19 protein-coding genes and 1 riboswitch are annotated in these 18,965 nt (G+C 72.6%); of the genes, 11 read left to right on the top strand and 8 right to left on the bottom strand.

Features of this window, described 5'->3' with window-relative positions:
* Positions 1–9 precede the first annotated feature (9 nt).
* From ABZ646_RS19300 to ABZ646_RS19280, 5 genes are all read left to right on the top strand, one after another.
* Positions 10–936, top strand: a complete 927-nt coding sequence (locus ABZ646_RS19300) for a DEDDh family exonuclease (RefSeq protein ID WP_360520053.1) — start codon at positions 10–12, stop codon at positions 934–936.
* Positions 937–1,028: 92 nt separating this feature from the next.
* The gene (locus tag ABZ646_RS19295; protein ID WP_360520051.1) at positions 1,029–1,262 is read left to right on the top strand and encodes a hypothetical protein; all 234 of its coding nucleotides are present in this window, start codon (positions 1,029–1,031) and stop codon (positions 1,260–1,262) included.
* Between the two features lie 48 nt (positions 1,263–1,310).
* Positions 1,311–2,105 carry an SURF1 family protein gene (locus ABZ646_RS19290; protein ID WP_360520049.1) on the top strand — a complete coding sequence of 265 codons (795 nt, stop codon included), beginning with the start codon at positions 1,311–1,313 and terminating at the stop codon, positions 2,103–2,105.
* A 92-nt stretch (positions 2,106–2,197) separates the two neighbouring features.
* Entirely contained in the window at positions 2,198–3,982 is a 1,785-nt protein-coding gene (locus ABZ646_RS19285) for a glycoside hydrolase family 15 protein (RefSeq protein WP_360520047.1), read from the top strand.
* A 5-nt stretch (positions 3,983–3,987) separates the two neighbouring features.
* Entirely contained in the window at positions 3,988–4,743 is a 756-nt protein-coding gene (locus ABZ646_RS19280; protein WP_360520045.1) for an SDR family oxidoreductase, read from the top strand.
* 24 nt (positions 4,744–4,767) lie between these two features.
* Here ABZ646_RS19280 and amaP read toward each other — a convergent pair whose 3' ends face one another.
* From amaP to ABZ646_RS19255, 5 genes are all read right to left on the bottom strand, one after another.
* Positions 4,768–5,343, bottom strand: coding sequence for an alkaline shock response membrane anchor protein AmaP (gene amaP, locus ABZ646_RS19275; RefSeq protein WP_360520043.1), 576 nt, complete (start codon positions 5,341–5,343; stop codon positions 4,768–4,770).
* Positions 5,344–5,347: 4 nt separating this feature from the next.
* Positions 5,348–5,950, bottom strand: a complete 603-nt coding sequence (locus tag ABZ646_RS19270; RefSeq protein ID WP_360520041.1) for a DUF6286 domain-containing protein — start codon at positions 5,948–5,950, stop codon at positions 5,348–5,350.
* Between the two features lie 146 nt (positions 5,951–6,096).
* Entirely contained in the window at positions 6,097–6,900 is an 804-nt protein-coding gene (locus tag ABZ646_RS19265) for an enoyl-CoA hydratase/isomerase family protein (RefSeq protein ID WP_360520039.1), read from the bottom strand.
* Positions 6,901–7,028: 128 nt separating this feature from the next.
* Positions 7,029–7,247 carry a helix-turn-helix domain-containing protein gene (locus ABZ646_RS19260; RefSeq protein ID WP_046727957.1) on the bottom strand — a complete coding sequence of 73 codons (219 nt, stop codon included), beginning with the start codon at positions 7,245–7,247 and terminating at the stop codon, positions 7,029–7,031.
* 335 nt (positions 7,248–7,582) lie between these two features.
* Positions 7,583–9,181, bottom strand: coding sequence for an ABC-F family ATP-binding cassette domain-containing protein (locus tag ABZ646_RS19255; RefSeq protein ID WP_360520037.1), 1,599 nt, complete (start codon positions 9,179–9,181; stop codon positions 7,583–7,585).
* Positions 9,182–9,435: 254 nt separating this feature from the next.
* Between ABZ646_RS19255 and ABZ646_RS19250 the strand changes: the two genes are divergently transcribed.
* Positions 9,436–9,849, top strand: a complete 414-nt coding sequence (locus ABZ646_RS19250) for a VOC family protein (protein ID WP_360520035.1) — start codon at positions 9,436–9,438, stop codon at positions 9,847–9,849.
* Here the strand turns inward: ABZ646_RS19250 and ABZ646_RS19245 are convergent.
* The 3 genes from ABZ646_RS19245 to ABZ646_RS19235 all read right to left on the bottom strand — a co-directional run bounded on the left by ABZ646_RS19245 (position 9,846) and on the right by ABZ646_RS19235 (position 13,462).
* On the bottom strand, positions 9,846–11,234 hold the full coding sequence (locus ABZ646_RS19245) for a hypothetical protein (RefSeq protein WP_360520033.1): 1,389 nt from the start codon (positions 11,232–11,234) through the stop codon (positions 9,846–9,848). The genes ABZ646_RS19250 and ABZ646_RS19245 overlap by 4 nt on opposite strands.
* A 273-nt stretch (positions 11,235–11,507) precedes the next feature.
* A complete protein-coding gene (locus tag ABZ646_RS19240) occupies positions 11,508–12,635 on the bottom strand; it encodes an alpha/beta fold hydrolase (RefSeq protein WP_360520031.1) in 1,128 nt (375 codons plus the stop codon).
* A gap of 92 nt (positions 12,636–12,727) precedes the next feature.
* Complete coding sequence (locus ABZ646_RS19235) at positions 12,728–13,462, bottom strand: class II aldolase/adducin family protein (protein ID WP_360520029.1); 735 nt, start codon at positions 13,460–13,462, stop codon at positions 12,728–12,730.
* 238 nt (positions 13,463–13,700) lie between these two features.
* Between ABZ646_RS19235 and ABZ646_RS19230 the strand changes: the two genes are divergently transcribed.
* The 5 genes from ABZ646_RS19230 to ABZ646_RS19210 form a co-directional block, all read left to right on the top strand.
* Positions 13,701–14,933 carry an inorganic phosphate transporter gene (locus ABZ646_RS19230; protein ID WP_360520027.1) on the top strand — a complete coding sequence of 411 codons (1,233 nt, stop codon included), beginning with the start codon at positions 13,701–13,703 and terminating at the stop codon, positions 14,931–14,933.
* Between the two features lie 21 nt (positions 14,934–14,954).
* On the top strand, positions 14,955–15,182 hold the full coding sequence (locus ABZ646_RS19225; RefSeq protein ID WP_360520025.1) for a hypothetical protein: 228 nt from the start codon (positions 14,955–14,957) through the stop codon (positions 15,180–15,182).
* 160 nt (positions 15,183–15,342) lie between these two features.
* Positions 15,343–15,485, top strand: a riboswitch (cobalamin riboswitch).
* Positions 15,486–15,584: 99 nt separating this feature from the next.
* Positions 15,585–16,544 carry a cobalamin biosynthesis protein gene (locus ABZ646_RS19220; RefSeq protein WP_360520023.1) on the top strand — a complete coding sequence of 320 codons (960 nt, stop codon included), beginning with the start codon at positions 15,585–15,587 and terminating at the stop codon, positions 16,542–16,544.
* Positions 16,541–18,052 (top strand): cobyric acid synthase, encoded by a 1,512-nt coding sequence (locus ABZ646_RS19215; RefSeq protein ID WP_360520021.1) that lies wholly within the window; start codon positions 16,541–16,543, stop codon positions 18,050–18,052. Before ABZ646_RS19220 ends, ABZ646_RS19215 begins: the two co-directional genes overlap by 4 nt.
* On the top strand, positions 18,049–18,965 hold a 917-nt coding region (locus tag ABZ646_RS19210; protein WP_360520019.1), incomplete at its 3' end, for a cobaltochelatase subunit CobN. The genes ABZ646_RS19215 and ABZ646_RS19210, both read left to right, overlap by 4 nt.

Here is an 18,965-nt window from a genome sequence, read left to right as displayed (position 1 = left end):
ACCGTGCGGATGATCGACGCCGACCTGCACATCCGCCTCGCGGACGGGACCCGGCTGCGGGACGATCGGATAATCTCCGCAGCCGTCTACCGGCTGGACGGGCGCGGTGAGGTCGAGGACCACTGGTACACGCTGGTCAACCCCGAGCGCGATCCGGGTCCCGTGTGGATCCACGGCCTGACGAGCGAGGTGCTCGAAGGGGCGCCGCTGTTCACGGACATCGCCGAGGAGTTCTCGGCCCGGCTGGACGGCCGGGTGCTGGTCGCGCACAACGCGGTCTTCGACTGGCAGATGATCGCCCGCGAGTACGCGCGCGCGAAGGCCGAGGCACCGGTGCGGCAGCGGCTGTGCACCATCGCGCTCTCCAAGGAGCTGGGCCTGCCGCTGCCCAACCACAAGCTGGAGACCCTGGCCGCGCACTTCGGGGTGGTACAGCAGCGGGCGCACCACGCGCTGGACGACGCACGGGTGCTCGCGGAGGCGTTCCGGCCCAGCCTGCGGGCCGCCGCCGCGGGGAACGTGCGGCTGCCGCTCCTCGAGTGCCGGCCGCTGACGGAGTGGTCGGACACGCCCAGGATCGGGCAGCAGGCGAGCGGCGGCTACCGGCCGAGCAGCTGGCGCCCGTCCCGCAGACGGCCGGCCTGCCCGTACCCGAACCCGGGGCGGTACGAGGACGGCAAGCCGCTCAGGCAGGGCATGCGGGTGGCGTTCTCCGGGGACACCTCGGTCGACCGGGAGCTCCTGGAGGACCGGGCCGCGGAGGCCGGCCTGCACGTCTCCGCGAGTATCTCGCGGCTCACCAGCCTGCTGGTCACCAACGACCCGGACTCGGGCACGTCGAAGGTCGTCAAGGCCCGCCAGTTCGGGACCCCCGTCGTCGACGAGGCCGCCTTCGGGCAGCTGCTGCGGGACGTGGCACCGGTATCGGAGGAGTGACCGCGCCGCGGGACCGTACGGACGGGTGATTGCCGCGCGACTCGCCCCGCGCCCACTCGCTCGCGCGAGGCCGACCACCCACGCTGTGCCGCATGGCGAAATGTGAAGTTTGCGGTAACGACTACGGAATGACCTTCGAGGTGCACGCGCAGGGCGCGATCCATGTCTTCGACTGCTTCTCCTGCGCGATCCACCGTATGGCCCCGGTCTGCGAGCACTGCAAGGTCTCGATCATCGGCCAGGGCGTCGAGGCCGAGAACCAGTGGTACTGCGGCGCCCACTGCGCCCGTGAGGCCGGCAAGTCGGGCATCGTCGACCGCGTGTGACCGGTACCCGCGCGCTCGCCCCCCACGACCGAGTTGTACGGTCGTGTGGTGTACCGCTTCCTTTGGACCCGGCAGTGGGTGATCCTCGCCCTCGTCTCGCTGCTTCTCATCCCCACGATGATCCGGCTCGGGATCTGGCAGAAGCACCGGTATGAGGAGCGCAGCGCCCGTAACCAGCTGGTGGCCGAGGCGCTGCACGCCAAGCCGGTGCCGGTGGAGCAGGTGACCGAGCCCGGGCACGCGGTGACCCGCAAGGAGCGGTACCACACCGTCACCGCGACCGGCACCTTCGACACCGCCCACGAGGTCGTCGTGCGGCGCCGCACGAACGCGGACGACGAGGTCGGCTACCACGTCCTCACCCCGTTCGTGCTCGCCGACGGCAAGGTGCTGCTGGTCAACCGGGGCTGGATCCCCGCGGACGGCCCGAGCCAGACCGCCTTCCCCAAGATCCCCGCGCCGCCCGCGGGCAAGGTCACCGTCCAGGGCCGGCTGATGCCCGACGAGACCACCGCGGCGAGCGGCATCAAGGACATCAAGGGCCTGCCCGACCGGCAGGTCATGCTGATCAACAGCGAGGAGCAGGCGCGCCGGCTCGGCAAGCAGGTCCTCGGCGGCTACATCGAGCAGACCGCGCCGCAGCCCAAGGGCGACACGCCGGAGCAGATCTCCGATCCCGGCAAGGAGGACGCTCCGCTCAACTACGCGTACATGATCCAGTGGTGGCTGTTCGCCGCGGGCGTCCCCTACGGCTTCTTCGTGCTGGTGCGCCGCGAGGCACGCGCGCGTGCGGAGGCGGCGGAGCAGGAGAAGGCAGAGGAAGCGGAGCCGGCCGCCGTGTGACGCCGGCGGGACCTGCCGTGCCACTCCCCGCGGTGTCACTCCGCCGGCTCACCACCTGATTGGCCCCCCGGCCGGCCGGGAAACCGGGTCCCGTGGATCGACGCATCGAGGACTACGCCCTGATCGGCGACGAGCAGACCGCGGCCCTGGTCGGCCGGGACGGCTCCATCGACTGGCTGTGCCTGCCCAGATTCGACTCCGCCGCGTGCTTCACCAGACTTCTGGGCGACGAGGACAACGGACACTGGCGGATCGCCCCCCGGGGCGCCACGGTCTGCGCCCGGCGGGCCTACCGGCGCGACACACTGGTCCTGGACACCGAGTGGGAGACGGAACAGGGCACGGTACGGGTCACCGACCTGATGCCCCAGCGCGAGCGCGCCCCCGAGGTCGTACGCATCGTCGAGGGCGTCACCGGCCGGGTCACCGTGCAGAGCGCGCTGCGGCTGCGCTTCGACTACGGCTCGATCACCCCGTGGATGCGCCGCTCCGGCGGCCACCGGGTCGCCGTCGCCGGACCCGACTCGGTGTGGCTGCGCAGCGACCCGGCCGTACGGACCTGGGGCGAGGACTTCGGCACCCACTCCGAGTTCACCGTCGAGGAGGGCGACAAGGTCGCGTTCGTGCTCACCTGGCACCCCTCGCACGAGCCGCGTCCACCGCTCGTCGACCCCTACGACGCCCTGCGCTCCAGCGTGGCCGACTGGCGGCGCTGGGCCGCCCGCTGCACCTACGACGGCCCGCACCGGGACGCCGTGATGCGCTCCCTGATCACCCTCAAGGCACTCACCTACGCGCCGACCGGCGGGATCGTCGCGGCAGCGACCAGCTCGCTGCCCGAGGAACTGGGCGGGGTGCGCAACTGGGACTACCGCTTCTGCTGGCTGCGCGACTCCACCCTCACGCTCGGCGCCCTGCTCGCCGCCGGCTACCGCAAGGAGGCCGAGAGCTGGCGCAACTGGCTGGTGCGCGCGGTCGCCGGCGACCCGGCGGACCTGCAGATCATGTACGGTCTGTCGGGCGAGCGCAGGCTGCCCGAGTTCGAACTGGACTGGCTGTCCGGCTTCGGCGGCTCCCGCCCCGTACGCGTCGGCAACGGCGCCGTGGACCAGCTCCAGTTGGACGTGTACGGCGAGGTCATGGACTCGCTGTCGCTGGCCCGCAGCGCGGGCCTGCCGACCAAACCGCACATGTGGTCCATCCAGTGCACGCTGATGAAGTTCCTGGAGAAGACCTGGCGGCAGCCCGACGAGGGGCTGTGGGAGGTGCGCGGCGGCCGACGGCATTTCGTGCACTCCAAGGTGCTGGTGTGGGTGGCCGCGGACCGCGCGGTGAAGACCCTGGAGGACTACCCGGAGCTGGAGGGCGACCTGGGGAGCTGGCGCGCGTTCCGCGACGAGGTGCACCAGGAGGTGTGCGAGAAGGGGTTCGATCCCGGACGCAACACCTTCACGCAGTACTACGGCTCGCGCGAACTGGACGCCTCGCTGCTGCTGATCCCGCGCGTCGGCTTCCTGCCGCCGGACGACCCCCGGGTGATCGGCACGGTGGACGCGATCCGGGACGACCTGGGCCACGGTGGGTTCCTGCGCCGCTACGACACCGACGCGATCGGGGTCGACGGCATGCCCGGCGGCGAGGGCGCCTTCCTGGCCTGCTCGTTCTGGCTGGCCGACGCGCTGCACATGACCGGCCGCACCGACGAGGCGAAGGAGCTGTTCGAACGGCTGGTGGGGCTCGGCAACGACGTGGGGCTGCTGTCCGAGGAGTACGACCCGGAGGGCGAACGCCAGTTGGGCAACTTCCCGCAGGCGTTCAGCCACATCGGGCTGGTGAACACCGCCCTCACGCTCTTCGCCGGCGAGCAGGCAGGATAGGAACCATGGATCTTGGACTGAAGGACCGGGTGTACGTCGTCACCGGAGGCACCCGCGGGCTGGGCAACGCGGCGGCGCGCGAGCTGGTCGCCGACGGGGCGAAGGTCGTCGTGACCGGACGGGACGAGAAGGGCGTCGCCGACGCGGCGGCCGGACTCGGGCCGAACGCGGTGGGAGTGGCCGTGGACAACGCGGACCCGGACGCGCCGGCACGGCTGATCGCGGCGGCGCGTGAGCGTTTCGGGGGCTTCGACGGCATCCTGGTGAGCGTCGGCGGCCCGCCGGCCGGGTTCGTCGCCGACAACACGGACGAGCAGTGGCAGGCCGCGTTCGAGTCGGTGTTCCTGGGCGCCGTACGGCTCGCCCGCGCGGCGGCGGCGGAGCTGCCGGAAGGGGGCGTCATCGGGTTCGTGCTGTCCGGGTCGGTGTACGAGCCGATTCCGGGGCTGACGATCTCCAACGGGCTGCGGCCCGGGCTCGCCGGGTTCGCCAAGTCGCTGGCGGACGAGCTGGGGCCGCGCGGGATCAGGGTCGTGGGCGTGCTGCCGTCGCGGATCGACACGGACCGGGTACGGGAGCTGGACGCCATGTCCGCCGACCCGCAGGCGACCCGGACCGAGAACGAGTCCCGGATCCCGCTGCGGCGGTACGGGACTCCGGAGGAGTTCGGGCGGGTGGCGGCGTTCCTGATGTCTCCGGGGGCTTCTTATCTGACGGGCATCATGGTGCCTGTGGACGGGGGCATGCGGCACGGGTTCTGACGGCCGCTCGTCCGACCGGTGCGGTCAGGTGACCCTCTGCGCGCGGTGCCCGACCGTCAGCCGGACTTCCGCGGGGAGTTTCTCCAGGGCCGCCGATTCCCGGGCGTGCGCCAGCGCCCGGGCCGTCAGCTCGTTCAGCGCCTGCGCCGGTGCCACGTCCGGCTCCAGACGGAGAAAGACCCCGACCCGTGGTGCCGTGCGGGTGCCCCTGAGGACCGCCTGGGCGTGGGCCACGCCCTCCTGGTGGGCCGCGTCCGTCGCCAGGACCGTCTCCAGGGCCCTGCCGCGCAGCAGCGCGCCCTCGGCGTCCCCCGTGTCCACCAGGACCTCGGTCAGGCGGCGCCGGCGCAGTTGGGCGGTCAGCCACCACAGGGCGAGCAGGACCAGGACCGTCAGGGTCGCCAGGACCGTCGGCCACCACCAGCCGGCGTCCCGCCAGTGGGTGCGCCGGGCCGTGGTCAGCAGGACGTCGTGGCGGTCGTGGTACGGCCACCAGGAGGGGGGCGGCGCTCCCAGACCGACGGCGAGGACCGATCCGCCGAGGGTGAGGAGCAGCAGGCCCGCTAGGCCGACCAGGACGCGGTTGACGGTACGGAGCATGGTGTCACCCCTTCCGGCCGGGCCGGAGCACGTGCAGGGTCAGTTCGGGCTCACGGGCCAGGCCCAGGGCGTGGATCGCGCCGGTCAGCGTCGCCTCCAGGTCGGCCCGGACCTCGTCCGGTTCCCGGAGGTGCGAGACGGCGAGGACGTGCGCGCGGGTGCGGTGCAGTCGTACGCGTACCCGGCGGACGCCCGAGATCTCCATGGCCCGGTCGCGCAGCACCGTCGCCGCCGCGTCCCGGCGCAGCCCGGCGCGGACGTCCGGGTGGGTGCGGCGCATCGGCAGGACGTCCCGCAGGCCCGGCGTGACGGCCAGGGTCAGCAGCCACAGGCCGAGAGCGGCGGCGACGCCCGCGCCCACCAGGACCCAGATGCCGTCGAGCGGCTGCTCGGCCAGCCGGTGCGCCAGTTCGCGGCGCCAGCGCATCGCCGGACGGTGGGCGCGCACAGCCGCGATGTCGTACAGGAAGGCGCCCGCGACGACGAGGGTGAGCAGGGCGACCAGGGTCGCCGGGGCGCGGCGCGGGGACCAGAAGCGGGCCTCGCGGCCGGCCGGGGGTGCGGTCGCGGGTGGCTTCTCGATGACCTGTGTCTGCTCGGCGCTCATCACGCCCTCCCCTGGGTCCGGGCCGGGTGCAGCCGTTCGCGGTGGACGGCGGCCTCCCGGACGTGTCCACCAACGCGCCTACCCGCTCGACCGCATGCCGACGCCCCCCAGCGGGCGCCGGCTGTGCCCGGCCCCACCGGCGCGTGTTACTCGCCCACTCCCGCGAGGTCCCGCAGCCGCCGGGCCTGGGCCTGCCGTTCGGCGGCCCGCTGTTCGTCGTACGTACGACCGCTCGCGCCGCGCAGCAACGCCTTGGTCTCCACGAGGGCATCCCGCGGCGCGGCCAGCAGCGCACCGGCCAGGTCCCGTACCGCCGCGTCGAGTTCGCCCGTCGGCACCGCCACGCTCGCCAGCCCGGAGGCCACCGCCTCCTCGGCCAGGACGTAGCGTCCGGTCGCGCAGATCTCCAGCGCGCGGGCGTAGCCGACCAGGGAGACCAGCGGGTGGGTGCCGGTCAGGTCGGGCACCAGCCCCAGACTGGTCTCGCGCATGGCGAACTGCACGTCGTCCGCGACGACGCGCAGATCACAGGCGAGGGCCAGCTGGAAGCCGGCCCCGATGGCGTGTCCCTGCACGGCGGCGATCGACACGATGTCGCTCTGCCGCCACCAGGTGAACGCCTCCTGGTATGCGGCGATGCTCGCGTCGAGTTCGGCGTCGCCGCGGCGCGCGAGCTCGATGAAGGTCGGCTCGCCCGGGATCCCTTCCGGCGTGAACATCTGCCGGTCGAGGCCCGCGGAGAAGGACTGGCCCTCACCGCGCAGCACGACGACCCGGACCGACCCCGGCAGTGACCGCCCGGCCTCGGCCAACGCCCGCCACAGTGCGGGGCTCTGGGCGTTGCGCTTGGCCGGGTTGGTCAGCGTCACCGTGGCGAGCGCGTCGTCGACGGTGAGCCGTACGCCGTCCTTGTCGAGAACAGGAGCGAGGTCCTGGTCGGGCGAAGCCATGGGGCGCCTCCGATGTGTGCGGTCATCACGCATAGCCGAACAGCATGCTAAGTGACTGCACAGTAACCACCCGGTCGATCAGGCGACCGACCGGGTGGCCACCATCGAAGCCGATGGGCCGCCCGGGGTCAGGACGCGGCTTTCTTGCCCCGCGTCGCCCCGCCACGCCCACGCAGCGTGACACCCGACTCGCTGAGCATCCGGTGGACGAAGCCATACGAGCGGCCGGTTTCCTCGGCCAGTGCCCGAATGCTCGCACCGGAGTCGTACTTCTTCTTCAGGTCTGCCGCGAGCTTGTCGCGCGCGGCGCCGGTCACCCGGCTGCCCTTCTTCAGAGTCTCGGCCACCCGTGCCTCCTCATGGGAAGTGCGCTCTGGTCCCCTCATGATCACCCCTCCGGCGCGCGATGGCCACCCATTCGGCAAGGTCCGTGAGACATCGTTGTGACGACAGGAGCGCATCCCCACATGCGGAATGAATGATTCCGGTGAGGGTTGTCCGTGGAGCCGAACGGGTTCGTCCGCGAAGTGCCAGGTCAGCAACAGAGAGCGGCCGTTCCCTTGTCGACAAAGGGAACGGCCGCGAAATCGGTGTAGGACACACCTCGGTACGAGGAGATCTCACACAGATGATGGATCACCGGTAGGCCGAATGATCCATAGCCAGTGGATCAGGCATTCGATCAGGCGAGGGCGACGAGATCCGCGTAGTCGGCGCCCCACAGGTCCTCGACGCCGTCGGGCAGCAGGATGATCCGCTCGGGCTGCAGCGCCTCCACGGCACCCTCGTCGTGGGTGACGAGGACGACCGCGCCCTTGTAGGTGCGCAGGGCGCCGAGGATCTCCTCGCGGCTCGCGGGGTCGAGGTTGTTCGTCGGCTCGTCCAGGAGCAGGACGTTCGCGGAGGAGACGACCAGGGTGGCGAGGGCGAGCCGGGTCTTCTCCCCGCCGGAGAGGACCCCGGCCGGCTTGTCGACGTCGTCACCGGAGAACAGGAACGAACCGAGCACCTTGCGGACCTCCACGAGGTCCATGTCGGGGGCCGCCGAGCGCATGTTCTCCAGGACCGTGCGGGACGGGTCCAGGGTCTCGTGCTCCTGGGCGTAGTACCCGAGCTTGAGGCCGTGGCCCTCGAGCACCTCGCCGGTGTCGGGCTGCTCGACGCCGCCGAGCAGCCGCAGCAGGGTGGTCTTGCCGGCACCGTTGAGCCCGAGGATGACCACCCTCGACCCCTTGTCGATGGCCAGGTCGACGTCGGTGAAGATCTCCAGCGAACCGTACGACTTCGACAGGCCCTCGGCGGTCAGCGGGGTCTTGCCGCAGGGCGCGGGCTCCGGGAAGCGGAGCTTGGCGACCTTGTCGGAGACGCGGACGGCGTCCAGACCGGCCAGCAGCTTGTCGGCACGGCGGGCCATGTTCTGCGCGGCGACCGTCTTGGTGGCCTTGGCGCGCATCTTGTCGGCCTGCGAGTGCAGTGCGGCGGCCTTCTTCTCGGCGTTGGCGCGCTCGCGCTTGCGGCGCTTCTCGTCGGCCTCGCGCTGCTGCTGGTAGAGCTTCCAGCCCATGTTGTAGACGTCGATCTGGGCACGGTTCGCGTCCAGGTAGAAGACCTTGTTGACGACCGTCTCGACCAGGTCGACGTCGTGGGAGATCACGATGAAGCCGCCACGGTAGGTCTTCAGGTAGTCGCGCAGCCAGACGATCGAGTCCGCGTCGAGGTGGTTCGTGGGCTCGTCGAGCAGCAGGGTGTCGGCGTCCGAGAACAGGATCCGGGCCAGCTCGATACGGCGGCGCTGACCGCCGGAGAGCGTGTGCAGGGGCTGGCCGAGCACCCGGTCGGGCAGGTTGAGCGCGGCCGCGATGGTGGCGGCCTCGGCCTCGGCGGCGTACCCGCCCTTGGTGAGGAACTCGGTCTCCTGTCGCTCGTACTGCCTGAGCGCCTTCTCCCGGGTGGCGCCCTGGCCGTTCGCGATGCGCTGCTCGTTCTCGCGCATCTTGCGGATCAGCACGTCGAGGCCGCGCGCGGAGAGGACGCGGTCACGGGCCAGGACGTCCAGGTCCCCGGTGCGGGGATCCTGCGGGAGGTAGCCGACCTCGCCGGAGCGGGTCACGGTGCCCGCGGCGGGGATGCCGTCCCCGGCCAGGACCTTGGTGAGGGTGGTCTTGCCTGCGCCGTTGCGGCCGACCAGGCCGATGCGGTCGCCCTTGGCGACCCGGAAGGTGGCGTTCTCGATGAGGATGCGGGCACCGGCGCGCAGCTCGATACCGGAGGCGGAGATCACGGACAGACTCCAGGGCGTACGGATACTGACGGGTGGGCGGCTGAGGACGTTCCCGCCGTCTAATGCGCGAGGAGAATGGCCATGAGGCCAAGTCTAACGGGGCGGCGCAAGCACTTTTTCTGTGTACGGGTGTTCGGGACGGCCCGTGCCGGCCGGCAGCGCGCGGCCGGGGCGGTGTCGGTGCCGGGTGCCAGACTGTCCAGCAGGCCGGGACGACGGCTTTCGGGGGACCGACACACGAGGGAGTGATCGGGATGGCGGGCACCACTGGCGGACGGCCGAGCATCTATCCGTCGCTGCTGTACACGGACGCGAAGGCGGCGATCAAGCAGCTGACGGAGGCCCTCGGGTTCACCGAGCTGTCGGTGTACGAGGGCGAGGACGGCATGGTGCTGCACGCCGAGCTGGTGCAGGGCAACGGCGCGGTCATGCTGGGTTCCAGGGGCCGCGGCGGCCGTTTCGACGAGGCGCTGGAGGGCGCGGGCCCGACCGGTGTGTACATCGTCGTGGACGACGTCGACGCACACCACCAGCGGGCCGTGGACCACGGCGCCGAGATCCTGATGCCGCCGACGGACCAGGACTACGGTTCGCGGGACTACATGGCCCGGGACGTCGAGGGCAACGTCTGGAGCTTCGGTACGTACGCCCCGGAGATAGCGCCCTAGCCGCCGGTGTGCACCTGGAAGGCGGCCCGGCGGACGGCCTTGGCCAGCGCCGGGTCCGGGTGGGCCGCGGCCAGGGCCACCAGCACCTGCACGGTGCGCGGGTGACCGACGGCACGGACCTCGTCGAGCAGCGCGGGGACGGTGGGCTGCAGCGCCGACTCCAGGTGGCGGACGAGCAGCGGTGCCTCACCGTGGTCGGCGACCGCGGCGGCCGTGTCGACCCAGAGCCAGGTCGCCTCTTCGCGGGTGAGCACCTCGTGGGCGTCCTCCGGGTCGATCCCGTCGTGCTCGGCCAGCCACAGCAGGGCGTACGGCCTCAGGGTCGGCTCGTCGACGACCGCGCGGACGTCCGGTTCGGCGGGGGCGCCGACGACCCGCAGCGCCTCGAAGGCGAGGCCGCGCAGCAGGGCGTCCTCGCCGCGGGCGGCGTCGATGAGCTCGGTGACGGCGCCGCCGACGGGGCGGGCGGCGAGCCAGGCGCGGTACTCGGCGCGGGCCGCGTTGGGGCGGAGCTGGGCGCAGCCGCGCAGCATCTCCTCGGCGGCGACCTCGATGTTCCCGGCGGGGCTCTGCGCGGCGACGCAGATCTGCTCCAGCTTGACCCAGACCGCCCAGCTGCCCAGCGGGGTGAGGGTGGCCTGGCCTTCACCGTAGGTGAGGGCGCCCACGGAACCGAGGGCGGACAGGGACCAGTCGAGGAGGGGGGCGAGCTCGGCCTCCTCGGCGGGGGCGGGGTCCTCGGCCGGTGCGCGCTCCGCGGGACCGGCGTCGACGGCGGACACGGCGGCGACCGGCCCGGCGGACCCGGGGCCGGCCTCCGTGTCGTAGGTCACCTCGCAGCGCTCGGTGCGCAGTTCGGTGACCCGCTGCCGCAGCAGGTCGAGGAGCTGCTCGACCGGGACCGGTCCGGCGGACAGCTGGAGGAAGGAGAGCACCTGGGGCATGGCCGAGACGACCTCGGCGACGGCGCCCGGCTCGACGTCCGTGGGCTCGGGGTGGGCGAGCGACCAGGCGTCGAAGAGAGCGACCCAGCCGCGCAGGACGGCGCTGTCGTCGCGGTCCCAGGCGCGCAGTCGCCAGCCGGGGCGCGCGCTGTCGCCGTGCACCTCGACCAGGCCGGCGAGCCGGGCGGTGTCCCAGTCGGCGCGTACCTGAGCGGCGGTCAGGCCGAGATCCTCGGCCGCGCGTTCGGCGGACGCCTCGGAGAGGGTGGCCTTGCCGTCGCCGGTCGCGCCGTCGTTCCCGGGGCCGAGGGCCGCGTCGGCCCAGTGGGCGACGCGGGCCGCTCCCGCCAGGCCCGAGCGCGCCATTCTGGCCAGCTCGGCGGGGGCCGGGGTGCCCTCGGGCGGGCGGGGTGCAGGGCGGCGCGCGGGCCGCTGGTTCATCGCTCGGGGGGCGGCGGCCAGGGGTCGCGTTCGGACGAGTCGAAGCCTTGAGTCGCGCGGGATACGGGACGTCACGGGTGCAGTCTTCCGGTTGACGGTCCGAAAACCCAAACGGAATGTCACGGCGGGCGACGGGGCTGGCCAACGCACGGGCCCCGAGGGGAGGCGAGGAGACATGTTCAGGCCAGTGGTACGGCCTTAAACGGAACCTACGGCACCGACTGGAATCAGGGCCTCCGGCTCAGGGCGGCACGGGCTCGCGTCGGGGTGCTCTCACATCAGTGGGGTGAGGAAGCGGCGCAGCCGTTCCTCGTACTGCTTCGGGTCGGGGTTCCACATCGCGCCGTGCGGGGCGCCCGGGACGGTGTGCAGGGCGACCCGGTCGGGACGCCGCTCGGCGAGCCGCCGGGAGTGCGTCCAGGGGGCGACGGTGTCGTCCGGCCCGTGCATGATCAGCGTGGGCACTGCGAGGTGTTCCGGGTCGAGGGTGTCCGCGACGTGGTCCGCGTGCAGGTTGGCGCGGCCCTGGGCGGCGCGCACCGCGAGCGGCAGCAACGGTTCGGGGGTGTGCCGGGCCTGGGCGAGGGCGCGCAGGGTGGCCTGCCAGCTGAGCACCGGGGAGTCGAGGACCAGGCCGCAGACGTGCTCGCGCAGGGCCGAGTGGGCGGCGGCGCGCAGCGCCATGGCGGCGCCGGTGGACCAGCCGTACAGGACGACGCGGCGGGCGCCGTAGCGGACGGCGTAGCGGATCGCCGCGTCCAGGTCGCGCCACTCACTCTCGCCGAGGTGGTTCAGTCCGTCCGGGGGGCGGGGGGCGCCGAGGTCGCCGCGGTAGGCGAGGGCGAGGACCGGCAGCCGACGGCTGTTCAGGAACCGCATGACGTTCATGGGGTGTTCGCGGGTGGTGCCGAGGCCGTGCACCGCGATCACCCAGGTGTCCCGGTCGCCGGGCACGAACCAGGCGGGCAGCGGACCGAGTTCGCCGGGTATGTCGACGTCGGCGTGGGCCAGGCCGAGGGCGGTCTCCGGGTTGCCGACGTGGACGTTGGCGGTGAGCCAGACCTTGTCGCCGGTCTCCAGGGTGCCGTGGGTCACCCGTTCCAGCCGTCGTACGACCGTGTCGGCGGTGTCCGCGGCGGACTCCATGACGGCGCCGACGACCGCGTGCGAGCCGTCGCCCGCCAGCCCGTAGGTGCCGGGGCGCAGCGAGGCGAGGTCGCGGGTGAGGGTGATACGGCCGGCCGCGGTGCCGTGCACGGTGAGCCGGGGTTCGGTGGGCAGGGGCCGGCCGGGCGGTGCCTTCAGCGCGGCGTCACTGGCGAGCCGTCCCGCGGCCACGCCGGCCGCGCCGGCAACGAGTACGGCACCGACGGCCGCGGCCGTGACTTTGACTGGGCGCACCTGTCCAGTGTCAGGGCGGACCTCGGTGTCGGCCAGCGGAGGAAGAAGGAATCGACGAAGCCACTGGATCCGGATTCCCCGCGAGCCGGGGTTCACCCCTCCCGGCGGCCGTACCGCTTCAGTTTCTCCGCCGCCGAGGCCATCTGGGCCGGGGAGAGCAGGGTCGGGGTCAGGCCCGGGACCGCGGATGCCGTCAGCCAGAGGCGGCACAGCCATTCGAGCTGGGCGGTGCGGTCGTAGGCCTGGGTGAGGGTGGTGCCGTAGGTGACCGTGCCGTGGTTCTGGAGGAGGCAGCCGGAGCGGTCGGCCAGGGCGCGGAGCATGTTCTCGGCCAGCTCGTCGGTGCCGTACGTGGCGTACGGGGCGACCCGGACGGTGCCGCCGAGGGCCGCGGACATGTAGTGGATCGCCGGGAGTTCGGGGACGAGCGTCGAGACGGCCGTCGCGTGCACGGCGTGCGTGTGGACGACGGCGCCGGCCTCGGTGGTGCGGTAGACCGCGAGGTGCATCGGCAGTTCGCTGGTCGGTACGAGGGTGCCGAGGACCTGCCGGCCGTCGAGGTCCACGCCGGTCACGTCGTCCGGGGTGAGCCGGTCGTACGGCACGCCCGACGGGGTGACCAGCACGGTGTCGCCGACGCGGACCGAGACGTTGCCGGAGGTGCCGACGACCAGTCCGTCGGCCACCGTGCGGCGGGCGGTGGCGACGAGGTCCTGCCAGGCGTCGGCCTCCGCCGCACGCGCCTCCCGTCCGGACGGCTCCGGCACACCGTGTGCGCCGCCGCGTCCACCCCGTTCGTCCCGCTCGTCACGTCGCTGCTCAGCCATGGGCCGATCCTGCCAGCCCGGCGGCCCGCCGGGTGACCGGAATCTCCTCGGCGGCCCGGCAGCGCGGCCGCGGTCGGTCCTGCGGGGCCGACGGCCAAGCGGCGACCGGGTTCCCCGGCCTCAAGCGGAATGACGACCCCCCGTCATTGACACCCTCAAGCCCCTCTCAGTTCATCTGCCGTTCACCCAGGTTGCCTACGGTCCAACAGCCAACGACTTCGAAAGATTGCCTGGGTAAATGGAAAGCTTCTCGCTGATCCTCGCGATTGTGGTGGTAACCGCACTCGCGTTTGATTTCACGAACGGTTTCCACGACACCGCCAACGCGATGGCCACGACCATCTCGACCGGTGCGCTCAAGCCCAAGATCGCGGTGACGATGTCCGCCGCGCTCAACCTGGTGGGCGCCTTCCTCTCCGTGGAGGTCGCCAACACGATCTCCAAGGGGCTCGTCGACGAGAACGGCATTCGTCCCGAGGTCATCTTCGCCGCCCTGGTCGGCGCGATCCTCTGGAACCTGGTGACCTGGCTGGTGGGCCTGCCCTCCAGTTCCTCGCACGCCCTCATGGGCGGTCTGATCGGCGCCACCGTCGCCTCGGCCGGCTTCGGCGCGGTCCACGGCGACGTCCTCGTCACCAAGGTCCTGCTCCCGGCGGTCGCCGCCCCGGTGGTCGCGGGCCTCGCGGCACTGCTCTCCACCCGGCTGTCCTACACGCTCTCGAAGAACGCCGAGGACGAGGCCACCCGCAAGGGCTACCGCGCCGGCCAGATCGCCTCCGCCGGGCTGGTCTCGCTCGCGCACGGCACCAACGACGCCCAGAAGACCATGGGCATCATCACCCTCGCGCTCATCGCGGGCGGTTCCATCGCCCCCGGCTCCAACCCGCCCACCTGGGTCATCCTCTCCGCCGGCCTCGCCATCGCGCTCGGCACCTACATCGGCGGCTGGCGGATCATCCGCACCATGGGCACGGGGCTGACGGACCTCCAGCCGCAGCAGGGCTTCGCCGCCCAGACCAGCGCGGCCACCGCCATCCTGGCCTCCTCCCACCTCGGCTTCTCCCTCTCCACCACGCACGTCGTCTCCGGTTCCGTGATGGGTGCGGGCCTGGGCCGCAAGGGCGGCACCGTCCGCTGGTCCACCGCGACCCGCATGGTCGTCGCCTGGGTGCTCACCCTCCCGGCGGCCGCGTTGGTCGGTGCGCTCGCCGAGTCCGTGACGGACCTCGGTGACTGGGGCACGGCCGCCGTCGCCGTCTTCCTGGTGGCCGCGAGCGCCACGATCTGGAAGCTCTCCCGCCGCGAGGTCGTGGACAGCAGCAACGTCGTCGGCACCGAGGAGCCGGCCGGTGTGGTGACCACGGCGATCGCCGCCGTCACCCCGCCGCCCGCGGGCACGGTGACCGAGGGCCTCACGGCCACCATCCCCTCCCCCGCCGCTCCCGCGACCGACCCCGCCGCCACCGTCTGACCCCGAGGAACACAACCCGACATGAACATCGACTGGGCAGCCATCGGCTCCGTCTTCGGCGTCAGCCTCGTGGCCACCGTGGGTCTGGTGACCCTCTTCACCCTCGGCATCAAGGGCCTCTCCGCCCGCGAACGCGCCACCGCGCAGGGCAACTCCGCGACCCTGGCCGCGACCGCCGCCTGCGTCTGCTTCGCGGCCTGCACGGCAGCCGTGGCGTACGGCATCCACCTGATCGTGGCGAAGGCCTGAGCCGCGACCGCACCGATCTCGACAGCGGCCCGACCCAAGGCCGCCAGGCTCCGCCCCGACCCGTTCGCGGCGGAGCCTTCCGTCTGCCCCAGGAACCCCGCCGGACCACCGGTGTGGGCCTTCCCACACACTCCCCACGCAGGTCAACGGCAAGTTGACGGGTCTTCCGGGGGCGTGGTGGACTGCCGGAGCCATGTACGGCGGCAAGAGAGGAAGCCGGTGTGAATCCGGCGCGGTCCCGCCACTGTCACCGGGGTAGCCATCCCCGGGAGCCAGGAACTCTCACCGCCGGTCTCGTCGAACCAGGGCGCGGACACCCTGAGTGAGGACATATCGCCATGCGCGGCTGCCGACCGAGGTGCAGTAACCGGCCCGTACCCGACCCCGCGGCCGGCTGAGCCGATGGGTGCCGATCGCGTCTTCGCGTACGGCGCCGCCGCCGGCCTTCTCGGTGACCTGCTGCTCGGCGATCCGCGCCGGGGGCATCCCGTCGCCGCGTTCGGGCGGGCGGCCGGGGCCGTGGAGCGGGTGCTGTGGCGGGACCACCGCGGCTGGGGCGCGCTGCACACCGCGGTGTGCGTCGGCGGCGCCGTGACTCTGGGTGCCGTGGCCCAACGGGTGGTACGGCCGTCCACCGCCGCGTCCGTCGCGCTCACCGCTGCCGCCACCTGGGCCGTCGTCGGCGGCACTTCTCTCTCCCGTGAGGCCCGGGCCGTCGGACGGGCCCTGGAGGCCGGGGACGTCGAGGCCGCCCGGTCCCGGCTGCCGCATCTGTGCGGGCGGGATCCGCAGGCACTGGACGCCGGCGGGATCGCGCGGGCGGTCGTGGAGTCCGTCGCCGAGAACACCGGCGACGCGGTGGTCGGCGCGCTGGTGTGGGGGGCCGTGGGCGGAGTGCCGGGGCTGCTCGGGTTCCGGGCCGTCAACACCCTGGACGCGATGGTCGGACACAAGTCGGCCCGCCACCTGCGGTACGGGTGGGCCTCGGCACGGCTGGACGACGTGGCGGGCTGGCCGGGGGCGCGGCTCACCGCCGTACTCGCCGCCGTGGCCGGGGGCGACGCCAAGGGCGCGGTACGGGCCTGGCGGGCCGACGCCGCGAAGCATCCCAGTCCCAACGCGGGGCCCGTGGAGGCGTCGTTCGCGGGGGCGTTGGGGGTGCGGCTCGGGGGGACGTTGTCGTACGGGGGACGGGTCGAGCACCGGCCGGTGCTGAACGGGGAGGGGCGAAGCGTGGAGACCGGGGACATCGAGCGGGCCGTGCGGCTGTCACGGCGCGTGGGGTGGCTGGCGCTGGGCGCGAGTGCGGCCGCGGCCCTGTTGCGGGGACGGGCCGCGAGGCGCGCCGGGAGTTCCTCGTGAACGGCGGCGGGCTGCTGGTGGCCGGGACCACCTCCGACGCCGGCAAGAGTGTCGTCACCGCCGGCGTCTGCCGGTGGCTCGTACGCCAGGGCGTCAAGGTCGCGCCGTTCAAGGCGCAGAACATGTCCCTCAACTCCTTCGTCACCCGCGAGGGCGCCGAGATCGGGCGGGCGCAGGCCATGCAGGCGCAGGCCTGCCGGATCGAGCCGACCGCGCTGATGAACCCCGTGCTGCTCAAGCCCGGCGGCGAGCGGAGCAGTCAGGTCGTGCTGCTCGGGAAGCCGGTCGGTGAGCTGAGCGCGCGGGGCTATCACGGCGGACGGCAGCAGAAGCTGCTCGGGACCGTGCTCGACTGCCTCGCCGAGTTGCGGGGCACGTATGACGCGGTGATCTGTGAGGGGGCGGGCAGTCCGGCGGAGATCAACCTGCGCCGGACCGACATCGTGAACATGGGGATCGCGCGCAACGCGCGGCTCCCGGTACTGGTCGTCGGGGACATCGACCGCGGTGGCGTTTTCGCCTCCTTCTTCGGCACCGTGGCGCTCCTGTCGCCGGAGGACCAGGAACTCGTCGCCGGGTTCCTCGTCAACAAGTTCCGGGGGGACGTCTCGCTGCTGGAGCCGGGGCTGGACATGCTGCACGGGCTCACCGGGCGGCGGACGTACGGCGTCCTGCCCTTCCGGCACGGCCTCGGCATCGACGAGGAGGACGGACTGCGGGTGTCGCTGCGGGGCACGGTCCGGGAGTCGAACACCGCCCCGCCCGTCGGGGAGGACGTGCTGCGGGTCGCCGTCTGTGCGATCCCGCTGATGTCCAACTTCACGGACGTGGACGCGCTGGCCGCCGAACCGGGCGTCGTGGTGCGGTTCGTGGACCGGCCGGAGGAACTGGCCGACGCGGATCTGGTCGTCGTCCCGGGGACCCGCGGGACGGTCCGGGCCCTGGAGTGGCTGCGGGAGCGGGGCCTCGCGGACGCGCTGCTGCGCCGGGCTGCCGAACAGCGGCCCGTCCTCGGCATCTGCGGCGGCTTCCAGATCCTCGGTGAGCACATCGAGGACGACGTCGAGAGCCGGCGAGGGCAGGTCGAAGGCCTCGGGGTGTTGCCCCTGAGGGTGCGGTTCGCCCCCGAGAAGATCCTTGCCCGGCCGGAGGGGACCGCACTCGGCGAGCGGGTCGAGGGGTACGAGATCCATCACGGGGTCGCCGAAGTGACCGGCGGAACACCCTTCCTGGACGGCTGCCGGGTCGGGCAGACCTGGGGCACCCACTGGCACGGCTCCCTGGAGTCGGACGGCTTCCGGCGGGCCTTCCTGCGCGAGGTGGCCGCCGCCGCGGGCCGCCGGTTCGTGCCGGCCCCCGACACCTCGTTCGCCGGGCTGCGCGAGGAGCAGCTCGACCGGCTCGGCGACCTGATCGAACAGCACGCGGACACGGACGCGCTCTGGCGGCTCATCGAGTCGGGCGCGCCGCAAGGACTGCCTTTCATTCCACCGGGAGCGCCCGCATGAGCACAGTGTTGTTGTTGTCGACCGCCGACACCGATCTGCTGGCGGCCCGGGCCGCCTCCGGTGCCGACTACCGGATCGGCAATCCGACGCGCGTCGACGTCGCGGAGGAGCTGCCCGCGCTGATCGAGGGCGCGGACATCGCCGTCGTACGGCTGCTCGGCGGGAAGCGGGCCTGGGAGGACGGGCTCGCCGCGCTGAAGACCGCCGGGATCCCGACCGTGCTGCTCGGCGGCGAGGCGGTGCCGGACGCCGAGCTGATGGCCGAGTCGTCGGTGCCGGCCGGGGTGGTGGCCGAGGCCCTCAGGTACCTGGTCGAGGGCGGCCCGGCCAACCTGACCGAGCTGGCCCGGTTCCTGTCCGACACCGTGCTGCTGACCGGCGAGGGGTTCGTCGAGCCGCAGAAGATGCCCGAGTTCGGCGTGCACGGCGAGCGTCCCTCCACCGAGGGCAGGCCGACCGTCGGCGTGCTCTTCTACCGGGCCCATGAACTGAGCGGCAACACCGCCTTCGTGGACACCCTGTGCGACGCGATCGAGGCGCACGGCGCCAACGCCCTCCCGGTGTACTGCGGTTCGCTGCGCGGGGCGGACGCCGGACTGTACGAGCTGCTGGGGCGGGCCGACGCGCTGGTGGCGACGGTCCTCGCCGCGGGCGGCACGCACGCCTCGCAGGCCTCGGCCGGCGGTGACGAGGATGCCTGGGACATCGGCGCGCTCGCCGATCTGGACGTACCGGTGCTGCAGGGCCTCTGCCTCACCTCCTCGCGGGCCGCCTGGGACGAGTCGGACGCCGCGCTCTCCCCCATGGACGCGGCGATGCAGGTCGCCATCCCGGAGTTCGACGGCCGGCTGATCACCGTGCCGTTCTCCTTCAAGGAGCAGGGCCCTGACGACGTCCCGGTCTATGTCGCCGA

It is taken from the genome of Streptomyces sp. NPDC007162, assembly GCF_040634175.1.
Taxonomy (GTDB): domain Bacteria; phylum Actinomycetota; class Actinomycetes; order Streptomycetales; family Streptomycetaceae; genus Streptomyces.
The sequence above is the reverse complement of the archived record's forward strand: the minus strand, read 5'-3'. Positions and strand labels throughout refer to the sequence as shown.

Excerpts from the sequence above, each read along its gene's own strand:
- ABZ646_RS19295 (WP_360520051.1), top strand. The coding sequence starts at position 1,029 with ATGGCGAAATGTGAAGTTTGCGGTAACGACTACGGAATGACCTTCGAG.
- ABZ646_RS19230 (WP_360520027.1), top strand. The coding sequence starts at position 13,701 with ATGGAAAGCTTCTCGCTGATCCTCGCGATTGTGGTGGTAACCGCACTC.
- ABZ646_RS19265 (WP_360520039.1), bottom strand. The coding sequence starts at position 6,900 with ATGGCTTCGCCCGACCAGGACCTCGCTCCTGTTCTCGACAAGGACGGC.
- ABZ646_RS19225 (WP_360520025.1), top strand. The coding sequence starts at position 14,955 with ATGAACATCGACTGGGCAGCCATCGGCTCCGTCTTCGGCGTCAGCCTC.
- amaP (WP_360520043.1), bottom strand. The coding sequence starts at position 5,343 with ATGCTCCGTACCGTCAACCGCGTCCTGGTCGGCCTAGCGGGCCTGCTG.
- ABZ646_RS19280 (WP_360520045.1), top strand. The coding sequence starts at position 3,988 with ATGGATCTTGGACTGAAGGACCGGGTGTACGTCGTCACCGGAGGCACC.
- ABZ646_RS19250 (WP_360520035.1), top strand. The coding sequence starts at position 9,436 with ATGGCGGGCACCACTGGCGGACGGCCGAGCATCTATCCGTCGCTGCTG.
- ABZ646_RS19270 (WP_360520041.1), bottom strand. The coding sequence starts at position 5,950 with ATGAGCGCCGAGCAGACACAGGTCATCGAGAAGCCACCCGCGACCGCA.
- ABZ646_RS19245 (WP_360520033.1), bottom strand. The coding sequence starts at position 11,234 with ATGAACCAGCGGCCCGCGCGCCGCCCTGCACCCCGCCCGCCCGAGGGC.
- ABZ646_RS19235 (WP_360520029.1), bottom strand. The coding sequence starts at position 13,462 with ATGGCTGAGCAGCGACGTGACGAGCGGGACGAACGGGGTGGACGCGGC.
- ABZ646_RS19300 (WP_360520053.1), top strand. The coding sequence starts at position 10 with ATGATCGACGCCGACCTGCACATCCGCCTCGCGGACGGGACCCGGCTG.
- ABZ646_RS19220 (WP_360520023.1), top strand. The coding sequence starts at position 15,585 with ATGGGTGCCGATCGCGTCTTCGCGTACGGCGCCGCCGCCGGCCTTCTC.